Source organism: Candidatus Clavichlamydia salmonicola (assembly GCF_015356765.1).
Classification (GTDB): Bacteria; Chlamydiota; Chlamydiia; order Chlamydiales; family Chlamydiaceae; genus Clavichlamydia; species Clavichlamydia salmonicola.
Window position 1 is genome coordinate 169,434 of sequence record NZ_WTCQ01000002.1, and the last position, 19,362, is coordinate 188,795.

The 19,362-nt window shown below is 33.1% G+C and carries 16 protein-coding genes and 1 pseudogene; 4 read left to right on the forward strand and 13 right to left on the reverse strand.

The annotated features are described in order from the left end of the window. The first annotated feature begins 10 nt into the window (after positions 1 to 10). Entirely contained in the window at positions 11 to 595 is a 585-nt protein-coding gene (locus CLAVI_RS02695; RefSeq protein ID WP_194844057.1) for a bactofilin family protein, read from the forward strand. Here the strand turns inward: CLAVI_RS02695 and CLAVI_RS02700 are convergent, their stop codons facing one another. From CLAVI_RS02700 to CLAVI_RS02750, 11 genes are all read right to left on the reverse strand, one after another. Next, positions 596 to 1,207 carry a hypothetical protein gene (locus CLAVI_RS02700; protein WP_194844058.1) on the reverse strand — a complete coding sequence of 204 codons (612 nt, stop codon included), beginning with the start codon at positions 1,205 to 1,207 and terminating at the stop codon, positions 596 to 598. A gap of 41 nt (positions 1,208 to 1,248) precedes the next feature. Then, positions 1,249 to 1,671 (reverse strand): hypothetical protein, encoded by a 423-nt coding sequence (locus CLAVI_RS02705; RefSeq protein ID WP_194844059.1) that lies wholly within the window; start codon positions 1,669 to 1,671, stop codon positions 1,249 to 1,251. A gap of 111 nt (positions 1,672 to 1,782) precedes the next feature. Further along, on the reverse strand, positions 1,783 to 2,127 hold the full coding sequence (locus tag CLAVI_RS02710; RefSeq protein ID WP_194844060.1) for a hypothetical protein: 345 nt from the start codon (positions 2,125 to 2,127) through the stop codon (positions 1,783 to 1,785). A gap of 184 nt (positions 2,128 to 2,311) precedes the next feature. After that, a complete protein-coding gene (locus CLAVI_RS02715) occupies positions 2,312 to 3,703 on the reverse strand; it encodes a hypothetical protein (protein WP_194844061.1) in 1,392 nt (463 codons plus the stop codon). Positions 3,704 to 4,061: 358 nt separating this feature from the next. After that, positions 4,062 to 4,724, reverse strand: a complete 663-nt coding sequence (locus CLAVI_RS02720; protein ID WP_194844062.1) for a hypothetical protein — start codon at positions 4,722 to 4,724, stop codon at positions 4,062 to 4,064. A gap of 43 nt (positions 4,725 to 4,767) precedes the next feature. Beyond that, positions 4,768 to 5,457: a hypothetical protein gene (locus CLAVI_RS02725; RefSeq protein WP_194844063.1), complete on the reverse strand. Its 690-nt coding sequence runs from the start codon at positions 5,455 to 5,457 to the stop codon at positions 4,768 to 4,770. 295 nt (positions 5,458 to 5,752) lie between these two features. After that, a complete protein-coding gene (locus CLAVI_RS02730) occupies positions 5,753 to 6,121 on the reverse strand; it encodes a glycine cleavage system protein H (protein WP_194844064.1) in 369 nt (122 codons plus the stop codon). A 23-nt stretch (positions 6,122 to 6,144) separates the two neighbouring features. After that, on the reverse strand, positions 6,145 to 8,280 hold the full coding sequence (locus tag CLAVI_RS02735; RefSeq protein ID WP_194844065.1) for a hypothetical protein: 2,136 nt from the start codon (positions 8,278 to 8,280) through the stop codon (positions 6,145 to 6,147). A 110-nt stretch (positions 8,281 to 8,390) separates the two neighbouring features. After that, on the reverse strand, positions 8,391 to 9,821 hold the full coding sequence (locus CLAVI_RS02740) for a phospholipase D-like domain-containing protein (protein ID WP_194844066.1): 1,431 nt from the start codon (positions 9,819 to 9,821) through the stop codon (positions 8,391 to 8,393). A gap of 17 nt (positions 9,822 to 9,838) precedes the next feature. Continuing rightward, positions 9,839 to 11,251, reverse strand: coding sequence for a phospholipase D-like domain-containing protein (locus CLAVI_RS02745; protein ID WP_194844067.1), 1,413 nt, complete (start codon positions 11,249 to 11,251; stop codon positions 9,839 to 9,841). A gap of 1 nt (position 11,252) precedes the next feature. Beyond that, the gene (locus CLAVI_RS02750) at positions 11,253 to 11,954 is read right to left on the reverse strand and encodes a lipoyl protein ligase domain-containing protein (protein WP_194844068.1); all 702 of its coding nucleotides are present in this window, start codon (positions 11,952 to 11,954) and stop codon (positions 11,253 to 11,255) included. A 237-nt stretch (positions 11,955 to 12,191) separates the two neighbouring features. On the opposite strand from CLAVI_RS02750, the pseudogene CLAVI_RS02755 reads away from it, so the two are divergent. Continuing rightward, positions 12,192 to 14,610, forward strand: a pseudogene (locus CLAVI_RS02755) (ATP-dependent Clp protease ATP-binding subunit); the annotation flags it as partial. An 84-nt stretch (positions 14,611 to 14,694) separates the two neighbouring features. Here CLAVI_RS02755 and mnmA read toward each other — a convergent pair. Then, the gene (gene mnmA, locus CLAVI_RS02760; protein WP_194844070.1) at positions 14,695 to 15,795 is read right to left on the reverse strand and encodes a tRNA 2-thiouridine(34) synthase MnmA; all 1,101 of its coding nucleotides are present in this window, start codon (positions 15,793 to 15,795) and stop codon (positions 14,695 to 14,697) included. Positions 15,796 to 16,145: 350 nt separating this feature from the next. Continuing rightward, positions 16,146 to 16,304: a hypothetical protein gene (locus tag CLAVI_RS02765; protein WP_194844071.1), complete on the reverse strand. Its 159-nt coding sequence runs from the start codon at positions 16,302 to 16,304 to the stop codon at positions 16,146 to 16,148. 164 nt (positions 16,305 to 16,468) lie between these two features. On the opposite strand from CLAVI_RS02765, the gene CLAVI_RS02770 reads away from it, so the two are divergent. Together CLAVI_RS02770 and CLAVI_RS02775 are read left to right on the forward strand one after the other, a co-directional pair. After that, the gene (locus CLAVI_RS02770; protein WP_194844072.1) at positions 16,469 to 17,260 is read left to right on the forward strand and encodes a hypothetical protein; all 792 of its coding nucleotides are present in this window, start codon (positions 16,469 to 16,471) and stop codon (positions 17,258 to 17,260) included. Positions 17,261 to 17,752: 492 nt separating this feature from the next. Beyond that, on the forward strand, positions 17,753 to 18,997 hold the full coding sequence (locus CLAVI_RS02775; protein ID WP_194844073.1) for a hypothetical protein: 1,245 nt from the start codon (positions 17,753 to 17,755) through the stop codon (positions 18,995 to 18,997). Positions 18,998 to 19,362 lie beyond the last annotated feature (365 nt).

Below are 19,362 nucleotides of genomic sequence, written 5' to 3' on the forward strand. Positions count from 1 at the left end.
GAGTTTTTTTATGTTTAGACGTTCTGGAAAAAACGGCTTTGAAGAGCATAATGGATTATACTCAGAAGATCAAGTAATGACTCCCTCCTATAATAAATATAAAAAACCAGAGGTGGAAATACCTACAGGCATTTTTGAAACCCCTCATCATTCCTCCATAATGAATACACATAATCCAGATTTAGCTGAACCTAATTGCTGGCCTCATGAACACCATGAATCAGAAATTTCCTCTCATATTATTGACCTTTCACGTGCTGTCCCAGAAACAACACTTGGAGCAGGTGTTTCTTTTAAAGGTGAATTAGCTTTTGAAAGATTACTTCGTATTGATGGTTCCTTTGAAGGATCTCTTGTATCCGCTGGAATGATAATCATTGGACCACAGGGAAGCGTAAAAGCTGATATCAACCTTTCAGAAGCTCTTATTCAAGGACATGTAGAAGGAAATATTACAGTTACTGGAATTGTTCGCCTTCTTAAAGGCGCTACTGTCTTTGGTGATATTAAAGCTGCTTCATTAATTGTAGAAGAAGGTGTGCGTATCCTTGGTCATCTTTATATCATGCACGAAGAAGCTGCTATTCTTGTCTAATTACAATTGTGTCTTTAAAGAGAGTAAATAGGCATAGCCATCACTCTCTTTTGCGATGTTTTGAACTTTATTTTCTATAAATTCTGTTTTATTTTCACAAAGAAAAAGCATTTTTTTATGATATAATCTCTTTGTTACAAATGTATTATCAAAAAATAAAAAAGAACACCATATCTTACTCAAAGGTTTATTTAATCTTTTGCCTAACTGCTGCGCTACATAGTAAGCACTTTTTTCTTTAGACAAAAAAAGATGATGAAAAGAAAGGATCATATCTGGCTTCCAGTCTAAATTTTCTAAATGCTGCTCTAAGAAAAAAACGATTAATTCTAGAGCATAGAGAGACCCCATTTTTAAACTTTGAATTAATGAATAGGAAGGTCCTTGATTTGAAAAAAGAGCTACTGAATGATAAATAGGCATATCTATTAAACAGAACTGACAAACAGAACTTTTAAACGTAGCTTTAAAACAGATATGACAGCGTCCTGAAAGAGAAAGAGGTCGCACCAGGTCAAAACACCTGCTACATAATCCTCTTACTTCTACTACCCTTCTACAGTGCAAACAATAAAAAGGAAATAAGTCAGCTAATATTTTTTTTATAAACACTAATTGATAGCTTTCCTTCCTCAAAATGAGCAACTACAGGCTTATTCTTCTGTCACGACTAAATTATTCGCTTTATTAAGAATAGCGTCACTCTTGACTACAAAGCTATCAGGATGATCATCAGAAATAATAATACTATTTCTCTTCATAGAATTTTGAATTTTTTTACTATTAACCAAACTTTGTATAATCATAAAACAAGATAAAGAAATTAGCGTTGCAACTCCAGAAGCTATCATCAGACTCATCATAATAGATTTACAACCAACATTAGAAATAAACATGCTTGTCATCGCCAAAATAGTCATGAAAAATAAAAAAATGACTGCTGTAACAATAGTTATCTTGCTAGCTAGTTTCATACACTTAGGTACAGAAGACCTAAATCTTTCTGTAGATTTTTTTGGTAAGACCAGATTCGTTATATTTGACTCTACTGATATGCTTACAGATGCTGACGCCATATAACCTTGATAAATAAAATTATGTTAAAATGAATGGCCAAAAACCACTTTTAAATGAATATTCCAATTCCTAATGAGCAATAATTTCATTATTTACTTAATCATTTCTATTCAACTAGTCAGAGCACCCCTAACAATAATAACATTACCAATAGGAATTGTGGTAGGTATGCCTGCTTCATTTTTTAAATCTAGTGGCTGCTTCTTACAACAACAATGTAAAGAAGCCATCACCATAATTACTGCAGATAAGATCACAATTCCAGCACCTCCCATCCAACCTATTAACCAACTTTGTAAAGGCGGATGAGCAAAAGTACCTACTAACAAAAATACAGTAGCTATGATGAACAAAACAACAGCAACAATACGAAGTATTAAATCTTTATAAAAAGTCTTTTTTAGACATAATCCCTTTTCTGCCTCTAAGTTTGATGATAATTTTAAGGGAGACATATTAGTAATTCCACTTTATTAAGATAAGATTAATATTTTTTTCCTTTTTAAGGGGTACTTACTTTGCTTAAAAAAATAAGCTATTATAAGTAATTAAAAACCATGTATATTATACATTTTTTAAACCTATTATATCAAGGTAATTAACAGCACTCCTTCATCATATTTTTGATTTACAATAATATTAATGATGCCCCTTTTCTTTCTTTATGGCTGCAACAACTACTCTTTCATGGTCAACATCTTCTTTAATTTTTGCTATATCACCAACATCATCAGCGTCTGTAATCTCATCAGCAATAACTAATGCATTCCCTATAGCTCCACCTATACCTGGCAATTTCTGCATCCTATGACCAATAAAACCAGCAACATTACCAGCAATACCTATAGCAGACCCTACCACAGGTATTTTCTTTAAAAATCCTCCATCTGGATCAACTTCATGGGGATTAGGATCTAAAGCAGCAGGTAAAGCTATCTGTGGCTTTCCTGCTACTTTAGATGGTGTGATTTGTGTAGAGGTTCCTAACTGCCCTCCAACCATTCCCTTCTTAGATACTACTGCCAAAGATTGTTCTGATATTCCTTTTTTCTTACCTTTACCTCCAAAAGGTGAAATTGGCAGCATCGAATCATTGATAAGCTGTAATTGCTCCCCATTCAATGTTGTGCCAGCAGGAAGATGGGCAAATTTGTTAGCTAATTTGACTAAATCTTTTTTAGATAAGAGATTTGTGCTGATCATTGCTCCATTTGAAGTAACTAAAGCCTCTAATTTATCTAATAATGGTCCTGAAAGAACTTCTTCAGAGTGTAAAGAAGGATCTGCTAATGCTTTTAAATGAGCTCCTGAGATCTTCTCTCCAGGCTTAAGCCCTAAATGCGCTTGAGCTAATATTTTTATTTGTTTCATATTAAAGCCTTCAAATGGCTTCACAATACCTTTTTCAGCAGCTAATACTGCTATATTATCCATTAACTGCCCTTGAATAGATCCAGGAATAGGAATACCTTTTTCTATTAAAGAAGCTAAATGATCTTCATCTAAAACTGTTCCTTTAGGAAGATCTAAATGCTCATGTACTAATGCTTCTAATTTTGAATCTACTACTATATCTGGAGGAGGAACCTCATCTACAGAAAAAGACTCATGAGGTACTGACATACTTACTTCATCACGAGAAACATTTTCACTGTTAGAATCCTGATCTCCTGACACTAATTTAACACGTAAATAGGGTAATCCTTCTCTAGAATCTTCTGTTTCATCAACAATAACTGGGTCTGGAAGAATAAATTTATGCTTTAGCACATTATGCATACATAAGGTAATAGCCAAAAGAGAACAACTAGTGAACAACATTCCAAAAGATGCCACTAACCATCCCATTTTCCAAAAAGGTAACCCCCCTGCACTCACAAAAATTCCAACTAAAATACTAGTTAAAGCCAAAATAATTAATACAATCGCCATAACACGGAGAATAAAACGAGATTTCTTATTCATCTCTTCATGCTTTTGAGCCATAATTTGAATATTGTCTACAAAACTTGAAGATATGCTAGGAATCATTTGTTTTTACCATAATGTCAATAAATCTCTTTTCTTGTAAAACCACAAGAAAAGAAAAAAAAACTATCACATTAAAGAAAAAACTTTAATCAAAATATAAGCTTTTTTATTTTTAATTTTCTTTTTTTTATCTAAGGTATTGGCTGTTTGCTAAAAACTTCTATAATCGATTGGAAAAAATTTTCTTACCTGAAAATGATGAGATAGCATTTATAGATCTAAAATACTGCTTCCATAATGCAGCATGCATTATAAAAACAAGGACTACTGTCAAAAATGCATGGCTATTTGTAAAAAAATTATCTCTAAAGAAAATATTAATAATAAAGGATATGAATACAAAAAGACCGCTCCTTTTTTATATGGATCGAGATCCTTTAACCCTTGCCAGCATCTCTTCAGAACCATTAATTGTTATAATTTTTCTTTGATCATCAGATGTCCCAAAAATAGCATCACTTAAGGCTTGCCCTGCTGCCTGTATTGAAAGTTTATTTTCTTTCCAAGTAAGTTCTTTTGAGTAAAAAATTTCTGCTAAAAAGTTTTCTATTAAATATTCATGGGCAAAAGCCTGTTGTTGCTCTACTTTTAAAGTGTGAGCCGCCTTCAAAAGAGCTTTCATCTCTTGCTGCGATTTTTCATCAAATTTTTTCCAATCACGACCACTTATCCCTAATTCAAATACATCATCTGAAGATAGAGAAGTATGTGTACTTGATATCATCAAGCCCCTTATTTCGCCTTTACTGAATAAATATTTTAAGACAATACTGATTAGTAAAGCACCTAAAGCTACATTTCCAAGACAGCCAGCAGTTATTAATATTGAGACATAAGCAAGGCTAGAAATCCCTGGAGTTAAAAATGCAACTAATAATAAACACACAGCTATAATTAAACTGATAACAAACACAATAGCGATGATTTTTCTAACCATTGCTGGTGTAATTTTATGCTTTATTGATGCTTCTTCACTTAAAATAGCTGTGTTTGCTATTCCTTTACCTTCAATTATAGCCATAAGTTATCTACCACCTTAATGTCGAACTTTTTTTTAACATTAATTAATTTGACCGCAAAGGACCAGCATCTGCCAAAGACAACCCTTTGTTGTCTGTACCTGGAAGTGTAGGAGATTTTTCATCTTGGACACTATTAGATGATCCAAAAATAGCTTGGCTTAACGCTTGGCCTGCTAACTGCATAGTTACTTTATTTGTTTCCCAATTCACTTCCTGTATCTGACGAATTTCATTTAAAAAATTAAGATATAGATGGTCAAAAGCAAATTTTGCTCCTTGTTCATTTTTTAAATTGCACGTTGCCTTTAAAAGCTCTTTTATATCATGTCTTGATTCTTGATCAAATTTTTTCCAATCCTCAGGACTGATATCAAATTCAAATATTAGACAAGATGATGTTCGTCTACTTGAGATACTAGCAACATCTCGAGGATCTAAAATTTCTTTTTTTTCTTTACCTAGTACACATTTTAAAAAAAGTGCACTTATTGAAGCCCCAAAACCAACTGTTGTTACACAACCAATCGTAATCAATAATGCTAAATAAACAGGGCTAGAAATACCAGGTGTTAAAAATGCAACTAATAACAATGAAGCTGCAATAATCAAACTGATAACAAACATGACAACTAAAACTCTAGGTAGCGCCCTTTTTGCTGATGTGCACTTTACTCCAGCTAATTCACTCGAAGTAACTGTCCTCATATTTTCATTATTTCCAATCTTAGACATAAGCTTTTTGATACACACTTTTACATCGTTTAAAAAAAAGAAAAGATTAACAAAAAAAAGATTAAAAATCAAAACATATTCCTTTAAAAGGAGATATAATATTTCAATTAACTTTTAACTTTCTTTACCGATCAATTATCAAATAATTAACTATATATTTTTTAATATCTTGATTTTCAATCACTTTTGCTCAACATTTTAAGCAAAAATATGAATGTTTTTGTAGATTCTTTTTTTTTTATATTTTTCAAAAAAATATATAGACGCAAATAATGACCTAAGTCAACCAGCTAACCTAATCTTCCTGTATCATTTCATTATAAGACTCTAAAGACAAAAGATTTTCTATTTCACTAACATTTAATGAATTAAGCTCAAACAACCACCCTAAATCTTCTGGCTGCTCATTAAGTAGATGAACATCATTAACAATTGTATTATTAATTGCTGTAACCTGCCCTTCACATGGCGAGCAAACCTCTATAGCTGACTTTGAAGACTCTAAAATTACCACTACTTCTCCTCTTTGAAAAACATTTCCTACAAGAGGCATTTCTACATGTACAAGCTTCCCTAGCTTAGCTTTAATATACGCTGTTATCCCGCAGCGCCAATTATCACCTACTTGCTTTACCCATGTATGATTTTCTGAATACTTAATCATGCAAGACAATCCTTAAGAAAAAATTAGTTCACCACTTTAGATGGTACAAGTTTATAAAAATTCATGTGTAGCAAATCACTAACATAAGCATCTTTTAACTCTGATCTTAATAAAATAGATAATCGTTTCATTCTATTTTTAGAAAAAGATGATTCTGAACAAGTTTGTTTAATAAAAGAATAAAAGACAGGTCCAGAATCAGTTAAAACAACATCAGAAAGCTCTCCTGCTTTTAACAAAACTAACTGCCTATATAGAGATGGCTCTGTAACTGATTGACGAAGCACTTTTTCTACTTCTGTTAGCTTCCATATAGAAGCTAAAATGCTAGGTTCTAATTTTTGTTGTTCTTCCATAAAATGCCAAAAATACAATTCATGTAGAGGAAGATTAATAGAACCAAGTTGTTCTCTATGATACTTTTGCAAAGCTTCTTTCTTACTTAAAGATAATTCTGTGAATGCCAATCGTTGTGAAAGTTTTTTTAATATCCCCATATCTTTTGCCTGCTTAAAAGAAAGGATCCTTTTTTCTGCTTCTTTCTCTTGTAACTCAAAAAGATAATAAGTCTCTCCATCCTGAGAATAACAATTTAATTCACTAGAACCTTGATCAAGAGCTTTTTTTAAATGCTCGCTATCTTTGATCCCTGGAAGAAAAGAAGAAGCTCCTTGATAAAATAAAAGCTCTTTCTCAATCTTTTGATTATCTTCTAATGCTGTTTGAACATGTTTTAATGAAGATTTTAAAATCTCTTGTCTAGCCAAAGATTCTATAATAGGTTTATCTTTAGCTAAAGAATTATGAGAAAATTCCTCCCATGTAGACCATTCCTTAGCTAATGAGCTTTTTTTCTGTAATAACGCCCAATTTTCCAAAGAATGCATCCAATCAACCATTTCTACGACACCTATAACTCCTTCTAACTTCTTCAAAGAAACAGTGGAATAAAGGATCTTATAAACTGACCCCAATAACTCAGGAGCTTGCTTTGTAATAATTTCTTTTGGCAAAAACGTATTAGGCAAGTTTAAGTTATTATCATCTTGGGGAGGCGTCACTGCATTTAAATATGTTTGAAAAAGAACAAGATCTTCAGTAGATTTTAATTGCAACTCTTCTGGTAAACTATACTCTTTAACTATCACACCTTGCTCAGCGTAATCAGAAAAAGCCCTGAATGGGCTATCATTAGGAATCATAGAACTACTGCCTGAAATCACATATTTCCTAAACAAGACTACTTCTTCCCATAAACGCAAGAACCTTTCTTCAGTCCACCCACCATTTCTTAAAAAAGTGGCATACATTTCTCCTATATTCTTAAATACTTTTTCTCCTTGCATATCCTCAAAAAGAGTATTTAAAAATACTAACAGATCTAATTTTATTTCATTTAAGGAAGAGTGTACACCATTGATCCTTGCTTGAGCAGCACCTTCCATAATCACTTTAGCTACATGTTGCATAAAATATGATCCAAACCAATCTGAAAGCGTAGAATAACCAAATAAAGCACAGTTTTTATGTAATAATGAAGCATCTTTTTTTAGCAAAAAATGTTGCTCTTGATATAACAAAGCTCTTTTTAAGAGCGTAGCTGAAAAATTTTTTTGCTCTTGAAACAATTGACATCTTAGTAAAAAAGCTGCCTTAGAAAAAGGGGCTGGACAATCAGAAAAAGCAGTAAAAGCGCTCTTCAATTTTGGCGCAAAATTTTCCCATATAGTCTCTGTTGATACAAATGCAGCATCTGGATGAACATATGGGATAAAGCTTTTTTCTTGCTCAATTTTTTCCTTAAGCTCTTCAATTAAATTCTCATTTAATGAATCAAATAATTCTTCAGCTATAGCTGGAGACATAAAGAATTTTGAAACAATTCCTGCATTTAAAAAATTTTGAAAAAAAATACTATTCCCTGCACCAACAGGTTCTGCCTCAGAATTTAAAAAAAGAACAAGATCTTCAAATAATTCTTTAGAAATTATGCTTCCATCAACCCCTTTGTACAATACTTCTGCAACAGGTTTTTTTAGCTTAAATAAAGAAAATGCTGAGCATAATTTAATAGCCCCTGTCGATATCAAAGAAAAAAGAAGTATAGCAACAACAGAAAATAAGAAACGTTTCTGATACTTATAAAAAAATGAAAGCACAGGATCTCCTGACTGATAACTGATAAAAAGAGAATTTTAGAATAACTTAACTAAGAAAGGCAAGAGGCTCTTTTAGAAAGAACCTCTATATATAAAATTTTTAGCCTTTCTTAACCAACTTGCCATCTATATTGAAACATTGCCAACGCATTTAACTTTATATTAAAAAACCACTGCTTAGTTTCTTTAATTGTAATTTTTTTTGACAAAGAACGATCTTTATTAAAAATAGCAATAGCATCCGCTGCTATTTGTGGATGATCTTTAACTAAAATCACTGCTTCATAATCAACAGCACTACTTTTATAACCAATGTTATAACTTCCTAAAATAACATGCTGATCATCTACAATCATAACTTTTTTATGTAATTCTACTTCTTTTACATAATATTCATAGATGCCCACATCTTTTATAGGAAAAGAATCAATTTTATTTTGATCCCAAAAAGATATAGAACGCCCCCAAAAAAGATCTGGAAAACAATAACGAGAACCCCAGGCAAACATTTTTGTTAAATCTGGACTTCTATCATTGATACCATTAGTAATAAGCTCAATACTTACTCCTCTATTCAGCGCTTCTTTAAATGCATTCAATAATTCTTTATTTGGCATAAAGAAAAGATTTGTTATTTTAATACTTGTTTTAGCATTTTTAATTAAATCTAAATAAGCTTCTGTTATTGGATTTATCGATTTTTGTTGATAAGGACCACCACTCAAAAATTCAATATTATTGTGAGCAACAGCCCGTAGTTTGGAAGAAGTTTCTAATTCTTCTACATAAGCCATATTCATGGAATCAGGAATTCGTATTTCTATACTATCTAAAAACTCTTCTGGATCCAAAATAGTTACTTTTGTTTGAGCATATGCTTCCCATAAACGATACATCTTAGCAAAATTTACAGCTATTTTATGTCCTAAAACTTCACTTCTTCCAACAAAATCTTGATCTCTTGTTCCTAAAGGTCTCTTTGTGTACATGTAGCGCCGAGGCGTTTCATCTTCTTCTGGAGTTACTGAACCATCAGTACAACTGAGATCTTCAAAATTTGTTCCCCCAAGGACAAAATATTTAGCATCAACAACTGTAAGTTTTTGATGTAACTCATATACCCCTATTTCTGGAAATGGGAGATTAATATAATCAGCAAATTGAATAGAAAATTGGTTAGAAAAATCTTTTTTAAGAGTGTGTAAAATTTTATAATCATTTTCATCAAGAAAGATGGGCTGCAAAAGAAGCCGCACTTTTAAATTAGGCACTTCTTGAAGTCTATAACGCACTGTAGATAAAATCTCTTCTAAGACCTTTCCTCCTGCCATACAAGGACACATATCTACAGTTTCTTGGGCTTCAGCTATTATAGCTTTTAACCAATAAAGCGACTCTTGACTATTTTGAGTAACCAATAACATAGCCTCATTAGAAAGATTAGTTTTTTCTACCCCTTCGACTTTTGGAGAAATTATAATTCCCCATAAAGTCATGAAAACTAAAATTATACAAAATCCCTTTTGTTTCATTTTTTTCATACATTATTTACCCTTTATTAATTGTATCTCATTTGAACTATCCCTTTGCCTCTAATTACGGCATCAAAATACCATTCATAACTTTGTTGTGATGATATTGGTCGTGAAAGAGTTTTATCTTGTTCAAAAATTTTTAAAGCATTTGCAGCAACCCCTGGACTATCGATAAAAGCACATATTTCATAATCATAAGAATAACTTCTTTGAGCTATATTATAACTACCAATAGCGAGTATTTTTTGATCTATAATCATGACTTTCTTATGTAATTCTACAAAAGGAACAGCGTATTCAAAAATAAATACATTAGGTAATGGAGAAATACCTTTAACTGTTGCTTTTTGCCATAAATTAAAACCTTTTCCATAAAACATTGGAAAATATGCAATACGATTTCCCCAGGAAAAAAATTGATTAATTCCAGCTGAGCCTTGATCACAACCATTGGTGATAATTTCTATACGAACACCTCTGTTTGCTGCTGCCATTAAGGCTTCTTTAAGAACAGCGTTTGGCATAAAAAACAAGCTGGCTATACGAATAGAAGAATCAGCTTCATTAATTAATTTTATATACTCTTGATGAATTGGATTTTTTATCCATACCTGATGAGGTCCTCCAAAAAGAACCTTTAATTTAGATGATTCAACAGCAATTAAATCTGAACGTTGATCAAAATGATCATCGCTACAAGCATTTTCTAAAGGAATAGTTGTAAATAGAGTATTCTTTATCTGATCTTCTGGATCTTTCTGAAAAAATCGAGTCGAGGCATATTTTTTCCATTGCGCAAAATAAAGATGAAAAGTTTCACTAAGCAGCTGACTAATTGGTCCTCTACAAACAATATCTTGATCTCGGTTACCCAAAGGCCTTTCACATAAATTAAGAGCTTCTGTAGTTTCTAGATTCATATGCAATGGTGTATACGAACCTTCTGAGCATCCTCTATCTTCTATGTTTGTGCCTCCAAAAGCACAATACTTACCATCTACAATAATCATTTTAACATGAGAGCGATAAACATTCATTGAAGGAAATGGCATTGCAGCAGAATCTGAGATAACACTTTCTAGTCGATTGGAAAATTTTTCTTCTAACAGTTGTAGTTTTTCCTTATCTTCAGGATTCATCAAGATAAGATCATAAAGGATAAAGCATGACACTTTAAGATTTTCAGTCATGCGCTTTTCAACAATGGAAAGCAAATTTCTAAAATATTCTCCACCAGTAAAACAAAGCGCCATATCAATACGAACTTCTGCTTTACTTACTAAAGAACATACTTGATCGTACATCTCCATGCTATTTTGACAGACCAAGACTGCTACCTTGTCTTCTTTTTTCTCTTCTCCAAACGCTATATTAAATGACAAAAAAGACATCGTAAGCAGCATTCCTAAAAAAAATGTATAACCTTTTTTATTCATGTTAGGGACTCCTAGTTATGGCTGCCATCAGCTTTTGTTTAAATTCACACTTAAATTCATTTGATACATATATATCTTTTTGATTTTCTAAAACAGCACCACCTTTATCCTGAATAGCCTTTTCTACCAAAAGAGCATCTTTCAACAAAGCCTGTAAATACTCTCTTGTAGGCGTTCTTAAAAAAATTACTCCTTGATGTAAAAAGCCTTGCTTAGTTTTTCTTTGAGCTGCACCTCCTATTTTCTTTCCTTCTGACATGACATCATATTTTGTAGGTGTTGCCATACAAAAAGATGCTGTAATCTCCTTGCCATTATTTTCTTCTGGCATTAAGTCTCCTACAATACCCAAACCTTCTAGAGCCTTTATAACTGCCTGATTAACAAAAGCATAGTTATCCAAAATATTTTCTGAAAAAGAAGTAGATCCACTAGGAACAAGGACTGAAAAAGCAAAATCGTACTGATGAAAAACTACTCCTCCTCCAGTAGGCCTTTTTGCTAAGTCAAATAAAAGAGCAGCATTTTCAGAAAATACCTTCTTAGGATTAATAAAGTATCCATAAGTTACTGCGTTTGTAGACCAATCATAAAAATGTATCAAGCTAGGCCCAAAAGCTTTCAAATTTTTTAACAAGAGAAAATCTTTGTCCATATTTTCTTGGGCCATCATCTTAGGACCATCAATAACATGCCATTTCATCAATATATTTTATGATAGAAATAAAAAAAAATCAACTTGAATCATTTGATTATCAGAGAGTATTAAATTTTTACTTTATTAATTAAAAACTAAATTAAATCAAGATTTTTTCTGATTTTTATTGAAAGTCAAGATATTTTATGAAAAAGATAGATAAAGCAGGATTTTGGCAACTATTGCATCATTAATTTAAATATCGTATATGCTTGTTACCAAAACAAACAAATAAGAGTTCTTATGTTTGATAAATTTACCAACCGAGCTAAACAAGTGATCAAGTTGGCGAAAAAAGAAGCTCAAAGACTCAATCATAATTATCTGGGAACAGAGCACATTCTTTTAGGATTATTAAAGTTAGGCCAAGGCGTTGCTGTTAATGTCCTTCGCAATTTAGGTCTTGATTTTGAAACTGTACGGCAAGAAGTAGAACGATTAGTGGGTTATGGCCCTGAAATTCAGGTATATGGAGACCCCACCCTTACTGGAAGAGTTAAAAAATCTTTTGAAAGAGCTAATGAAGAAGCTCTTCATTTAGAGCATAACTATGTTGGCACTGAACATCTTCTTCTTGGAATCATGAATCAAAATGATGGAATAGCTGTACAAGTTTTGGAAAATTTAGGTATTGATCCATTAGAAATGCGCAAAGAAATTCTAAAAGAGCTAGACACATTTTACCTTCAGATTCCTCCTTCTACTGGATCAAGAGGCAACCCCATCAATCCTTCTCCATCTGGAATAGGAAAATCTTCAACAAATATTGGTGGAGAAAAAACCAATGAGAAACTTTCTGCACTAAAAGCTTATGGATATGACCTTACTGAAATGTGCAGAGAATCCAAGTTAGACCCTGTCATTGGAAGAAATCCTGAAGTAGAAAGACTTATCTTAATTCTTTGCCGCAGGCGAAAAAACAATCCTGTAATTATTGGAGAAGCAGGCGTAGGAAAGACTGCTATTGTTGAAGGCCTTGCTCAAAGAATTATCAAAGGTGAAGTTCCTGATAATTTAAGAAAAAAACGTCTTATTAACCTAGATCTTGCTTTAATGATTGCTGGCACTAAATACCGTGGGCAATTTGAAGAGCGAATCAAAGCTGTTATGGATGAAGTAAAAAAAAATGGAAACATTCTTTTGTTTATTGATGAACTACATACTATTGTAGGTGCTGGAGCTGCTGAAGGAGCTATTGATGCTTCTAATATTTTAAAACCTGCACTAGCTCGAGGAGAATTACAATGTATTGGAGCAACAACTGTTGATGAATATCGCAAGCACATAGAAAAAGACGCTGCTCTAGAAAGACGCTTTCAAAAAATCATGGTTCACCCTCCAAGCGTAGAAGACACCATTGAAATCTTACATGGATTAAAGAAAAAATACGAAGATCATCACAATGTATTAATTACTAATGAAGCTATTTCTTCTGCTGCATCTCTAGCTGATCAATATGTACATGGTCGTTTCCTCCCAGATAAAGCTATTGATATTTTAGATGAAGCTGGGGCTCGTGTTAGAGTAACTATGATGAATCAACCTTCTGATGTTATTCGTTTAGAAGCTGAAATTGAAACAGCTAAACACGCAAAAGAACAAGCCATTAACACTCAAGAATATGAGAAAGCTGCTCGCCTTAGAGATGAAGAAAAAAAATTACGAGAAAAACTTCAAGAATTAAAAACTGAATGGGAAACCCGTAAAGATGAACATAGACTTCCTGTTGATGAAGAAGCGGTAGCACATGTTGTAGCTCTTCAAACAGGAATCCCAGTAAGCCAGCTTACAGAAGCTGAAACTCAAAAGCTGATCAAACTAAAAGAAACACTTGATGACAAAATCATTGGACAACAAGCTGCTGTTGATATTGTTTGCCGAGCGATTCGACGATCTCGCACAGGAATTAAAGACCCAAATAGACCTATGGGCTCTTTCTTATTTTTAGGACCTACAGGTGTTGGAAAAACACTTCTTGCCCGTCAATTAGCCACACAAATGTTTGGTGGAGAAGATGCTCTTATCCAAGTAGACATGTCTGAATATATGGAAAAATTTTCCTCAACAAAAATGATGGGCTCACCTCCAGGATATGTAGGACATGAAGAAGGTGGTCATTTAACTGAACAAGTAAGGCAACGCCCTTATTGCGTGGTTCTCTTTGATGAAATAGAAAAAGCTCATCCAGATATTGCTGACCTTTTACTACAAGTTTTAGAAGAAGGACGATTAACAGATGCTTTTGGCCGAAAAGTTAATTTCCGCCATGCAATTATTATCATGACATCTAACTTAGGAGCTGATCTTGTAAGAAAAGCAACAAACATTGGTTTTGGAGCTAAATCTGCTTTAACAGATTACAAAGTTTTGCAAGAAAAAATAGAAACAGCCATGAAAAAACATCTAAAACCTGAGTTCCTCAACCGTTTAGATGGCACAGTAATCTTCCGCACATTAGATATAGAATCTTTATCAAAAATTGTACATTTGGAAATTAGCAAAGTACAAAAACGATTAAAAAATCAAAATATCTTCTTAGATATCCCCTCTGAGTGTGTCGATCTTCTTGTTACATTAGGTAATGAACCTGAAATGGGAGCTCGCCCTTTAAGAAGGGTTATTGAAGAACATGTTGAAGACCCAATGGCAGAAATCATTCTACAAGAGGCATACAATGGTCCTGACCCTAGACACTATTCTGCTTCCATACAAGATCAGAAATTAGTTTTCACAAAAAAACAAGAAGTTACCCAAGAAGGTGCTCTTGCTGGGTAATCACTCTATCAATAGTGCCTCCCCCTAAGCATACTTCTCCATCATAAAAAACTACAGCCTGACCAGGTGTTATAGCCTTGGTTGGGTTGTTAAATATAGTCTGTATGGTTCCATCACACATTTCTGTAAGATGACATACTTCTTCAGTAACCCGATAACGTATTTTAGCCTTACATACACATGGTAACGCTGGCTTGTAAAGCCAGTTAATCCTAGATGCGATTAAACCTATATTAAATAACTCATTACCTCCATCCCCTTGGATCACATATACCTCATTACGCTCTGGATCTTTTCCTACTACATACCAAGCATCACCAGGTCCTCCAATACCCAATCCTTTTCTTTGACCATAAGTATATAAGAAAAAGCCATTGTGAGTTCCAAGCTTTTTCTTAGTTTGTACGCATATAATATCTCCTTTTTCAGGAGATATATAACGACTTAAAAACTCTCTAAAGTCTCTTTTTCCAACAAAACAGAGGCCTGTACTGTCTTTCTTTTTTGCTGTAGAAAGCCCTGCTTCCTCAGCAATTTTTCGCGTTTCAGTCTTATGTAATTCTCCAATAGGAAATAAGACTGAAGAAAGAACCTTTGGATCAATATCATACAAAAAATAACTTTGATCTTTTGAAGGATCCTTACCCTTTAATAAAACAGATTGCCCATCTTTATTCCCCACACGGCAATAATGACCTGTCGCCAAAAAATCAGCACCAAGTTCCTTTGCTTTGAAAAAAAGCCATTTGAATTTAATTTCTCTGTTGCACATAACATCAGGATTAGGAGTTAATCCTTGATTAAATTTTTCTAAGCACACAGAAAACACATTATCCCAATATTTTTGAGAGAAATCAACTGTATAGTAAGGAATATCAAGATGCTGACAAACATGTCTTACATCATCAAAATCTTCAACAGAATGACAATTTCCATTTTCATCATTTTCTATCCAATTCTTCATGAAAACACCAATAACACGATATCCAGCTTCTTTTAATAAAAAGGCTGTTACAGAAGAGTCCACTCCCCCAGACATTCCAACGACGACGGTTCTTTTATTTATGACCATAAAAATAATGACTATATATGAAAAAAGAACATTATTATAACAAACTATTGAATAAAACCACATCATAGCATATATATATTAAAAACATTTTTTATGCTTGACATATAAACAATTATTAATTAGTCGATAAATTATTAATTGATAGAAAGATTTTTTGTAAAAACAAATGAAAAATATTAGTATGGCTTGTATTAATTCTATCTTTACATATTTTGGAAAAATACCACCTTATAGTTATAAAAACTTTTGCTAGCTGTTCGAGAACAAATGCCTCTAAGCAGCTGCTGCCACATAAGTCAAATCACAACTTCTACTATTATGAGCGTTGCTATGGCCGCCATAACTGCTTTTTACTTCCCTCCTGAAGGCTTGTCTTCCTCATCTTTAGCAGCAATCCCTACATCTTCCACACAAACATAAACTGACCCATCTTTAGATAAAATAATAAAATATTGTATCTTTGGAGCTGCTGCAGGAGTCAATCTAGTTGGGTTAGTAGCGGTCATCATGAATAGTTGCTCATTCTATTGTTCTAAAAATTATCGAAAGCATAGACCAACTATTATTCGCAAAGTAATCCTTTTGAGCATCCCATTATCTATTGCCAGCCTATCAGGACTTACCTGCACTGGTATACCCTTACTTAAGTTATCATTTCTTCACCAGTATTCGTATGAAAAATCAACCCAAAATACTATTGTTCAAGCAAGAGAAACAAGCTGTATACAGAGTATTTATGGATATTTTGGAAGAAACGCCCCCTTCAAATATACGAGAAGGTATTGAGAATATAAAACATAATCTAGTTAAGGCAAGTAATTCAAAACTTATTGGCCTAGTTACCTCATCTGTTATGAGCGTTTGTATGCTCTCTATGACCAATGATTCATTTAACCCTGCTCCAAAGAACAATCCTGATACATCAACAGAATCAAAAACGCCTACTGCTCTTCCAACACTCATACCTACATCGTTAACATTAATGAGTGTAGTCAGGGCCATAAACCTTGCTGCAACAGTTGCTTCTATAAGTAAAGCTTGTATTTCCTGTATTAAAACGCCAAAACATGCTTCTCCATTCACTTATCGCCAAGTAATGACAAGTTCATTAACATTCACTGCTGCTGGTCTTACTGGTTTATCTAGTACCCTTACATCATTATCTACACGCATTTCAAGTCAAATTGACCCTAGCACCAACAGTACAACAGCTTCCTATATCTCTTCTCAAACAATGTCTAGTGTGTCCAGCATTTTATATCTATCTTCTGTTGGGCTACATGTTGCTAATCTAGTTAGCTCTGACCCTAACCAAACAGGAAGAAGAGGAAGGTCATTAAGCATTCCTGCTTTAGAAGAAATATTACTTGCTTCTGTTTCGTTAGAAGAGCCTTTATCCATTATAGTCCATGCATTATCAGAAGAGAATAGCAACGAATTAAACTCTGAAGACAACACTGAATAGGCTCTTCCCCTACATTAGAATAAACTACTATTCATAAACTATGACTGTTAATAAATATTTAGAAAAGATACCTTTCTTCATCTTAGTCATTTATTACAAAATAGAAAAGCCTCACAGACAATAGCTACTATTGCTAAAAATTTTGACTGTGTATATTAACTTTATTCCTCTAATAAGTCAGCATAATGAGTATTATAGAACCACTATTAGCAAAAATATAGATACAACATCAGTATAATCTTACAACTATGATATTGATAACAGTAACTTTACTTAGATGAGAAGTTAGAGAAAGAAGCCTTGTATACTGTTACTGCCAAAATCATTAAGAGAATCTCTCCTATTCTTTAGTATATAAATCTTCCCTACCTATATAAATTAGTTTATTTAAATAAAACGTCTATATTTTATTAAAAACAATTATCTTTTTAAGATTGACTAATACTATTTAAACTATTAAAATGTTTTTATTATATTTAACTTAATAATAAGATGAGCTTTATTTCACCTTTATTTACATTTTTTGGCAGAACATTACCTACAAATAGTAGAGAACTCAGAAATAATTTAAGACATAATTGCTCTTCAGGTCCCTGGTATCTTCTTGCTCAAGCCATAGCCTCTGGAATAATGAGCGTTGGTATGGCTGCGTTTGCCAGCACTCTTTTTGATCTTGAAGTCAATAATTCAAATAATGCTTCAAGCAACCACAACCCTTACAAATCATCTCTTTGCTTAACACTTGCTTACATGAATGGCCTAACCTGTTTAGGAAGTATGGTACAAGCTGTTTATTATTGCACAAAACCAAATTCTCCTTTTTACTACCTTAAAATAATCCAAGTAAGCATTTTATCAACCTTACTAGGCCCTACAAGCATGCTAGGATTTTTTTTATGTTTAGCAGAAGGAATTTTTCCTCGCCTAAGCACAGACCAATCTAACCAATTAGATGCAAACGAAGTGGCCACAAGAAATAATAGAAGAACATTCACTGCTATAGTTTGCTCTAGTATGTATGCTATTCATTTAGTAATAACCATTATTCATTTAGGAACTAAAAAAATAACAATTATTACACATAATTATGGGATACCTTTAGAAGTTTTAAGCAATAGACTCGAATTTCAGCGAACGCGCTTTTCTCGCACATTTAGCCCAGACAACTTGTATAGCACAATACCTTTTATAGCAAGACCACTTAGCCCCACAGAAGTACAAGCTCGATTGCTACCGCCTATACCCCAAGATCTTATGATTCCTCCCTTAGGAGGTAGTCAATCAGATGATAGCAATAGCCTTTCTGAGGTGTATATGAACCTAAATCTTCCTTCTAGTGATGATGAAGCTTCTCTTGCTGAAGAACCAACTATTTTTACTGACAATGAATCCTCCAATAGCCCTTATAGCCATTTATCAGTAAGCTTAAATCCTTCTATATCTTCAGGGAATTTATCCTCATCTTCTCTACATTCCTGGGAAACTACTATGAGCGAGGATACACAATCTGCCCTAAATGAAATGATTTTTATAAATATAGAAGATTTTACTTCTGAAACAAGCAGTAACAACTCCATAAGCTTGGCTGAAAGACGCCATAGCTTTGATGTAGCTTCTTGGTACACAAACAGCAGTGATGATGAAGATTTTTGTGTTGAATCTAGTCAGCTTGCACTCTTAGCTGCTTCTCATGCAGCTACACAGGATTTAGATACACATGAAGAAGGGGTTGATTAAAAAATAATATTTTTTATTGATTACCCATTCTGATATGGCTAAGAAGACACATAATTTAATATTTTTACATCATATTTTTGACAAAAACATGTAACTATTGAAGATTCTGCTTCTATAACAGCTCCATAATCTTACATGAAAGAAGCTGTAGCTGCGATACAGCTTCTTGGCACACAAATCAGCAATGATGATGACCTTTTTCTGCTAAATCTAATTCACTTACTTTCTTAGCTACTCATCGCACACCTAACCAAAATGTAGATATAAAAAAGATTTTTATTAAAAAACATCACATTCATTGATTAAAATCTCAATTATAATATTTCATTGCATAATCACAACTTTTTTTTTATCATTCCTTTAAG

What these genes read in the sequence shown, in the direction of transcription:
- CLAVI_RS02725 (WP_194844063.1), bottom strand. Translation starts at nt 5,457, where the DNA reads ATGTCTAAGATTGGAAATAATGAAAATATGAGGACAGTTACTTCGAGT.
- CLAVI_RS02710 (WP_194844060.1), bottom strand. Translation starts at nt 2,127, where the DNA reads ATGTCTCCCTTAAAATTATCATCAAACTTAGAGGCAGAAAAGGGATTA.
- CLAVI_RS02705 (WP_194844059.1), bottom strand. Translation starts at nt 1,671, where the DNA reads ATGGCGTCAGCATCTGTAAGCATATCAGTAGAGTCAAATATAACGAAT.
- CLAVI_RS02730 (WP_194844064.1), bottom strand. Translation starts at nt 6,121, where the DNA reads ATGATTAAGTATTCAGAAAATCATACATGGGTAAAGCAAGTAGGTGAT.
- CLAVI_RS02745 (WP_194844067.1), bottom strand. Translation starts at nt 11,251, where the DNA reads ATGAATAAAAAAGGTTATACATTTTTTTTAGGAATGCTGCTTACGATG.
- CLAVI_RS02715 (WP_194844061.1), bottom strand. Translation starts at nt 3,703, where the DNA reads ATGATTCCTAGCATATCTTCAAGTTTTGTAGACAATATTCAAATTATG.
- CLAVI_RS02750 (WP_194844068.1), bottom strand. Translation starts at nt 11,954, where the DNA reads ATGAAATGGCATGTTATTGATGGTCCTAAGATGATGGCCCAAGAAAAT.
- CLAVI_RS02765 (WP_194844071.1), bottom strand. Translation starts at nt 16,304, where the DNA reads ATGATGACCGCTACTAACCCAACTAGATTGACTCCTGCAGCAGCTCCA.
- mnmA (WP_194844070.1), bottom strand. Translation starts at nt 15,795, where the DNA reads ATGGTCATAAATAAAAGAACCGTCGTCGTTGGAATGTCTGGGGGAGTG.
- CLAVI_RS02775 (WP_194844073.1), top strand. Translation starts at nt 17,753, where the DNA reads ATGAGCTTTATTTCACCTTTATTTACATTTTTTGGCAGAACATTACCT.
- CLAVI_RS02695 (WP_194844057.1), top strand. Translation starts at nt 11, where the DNA reads ATGTTTAGACGTTCTGGAAAAAACGGCTTTGAAGAGCATAATGGATTA.
- CLAVI_RS02740 (WP_194844066.1), bottom strand. Translation starts at nt 9,821, where the DNA reads ATGAAAAAAATGAAACAAAAGGGATTTTGTATAATTTTAGTTTTCATG.
- CLAVI_RS02720 (WP_194844062.1), bottom strand. Translation starts at nt 4,724, where the DNA reads ATGGCTATAATTGAAGGTAAAGGAATAGCAAACACAGCTATTTTAAGT.
- CLAVI_RS02770 (WP_194844072.1), top strand. Translation starts at nt 16,469, where the DNA reads ATGAAAAATCAACCCAAAATACTATTGTTCAAGCAAGAGAAACAAGCT.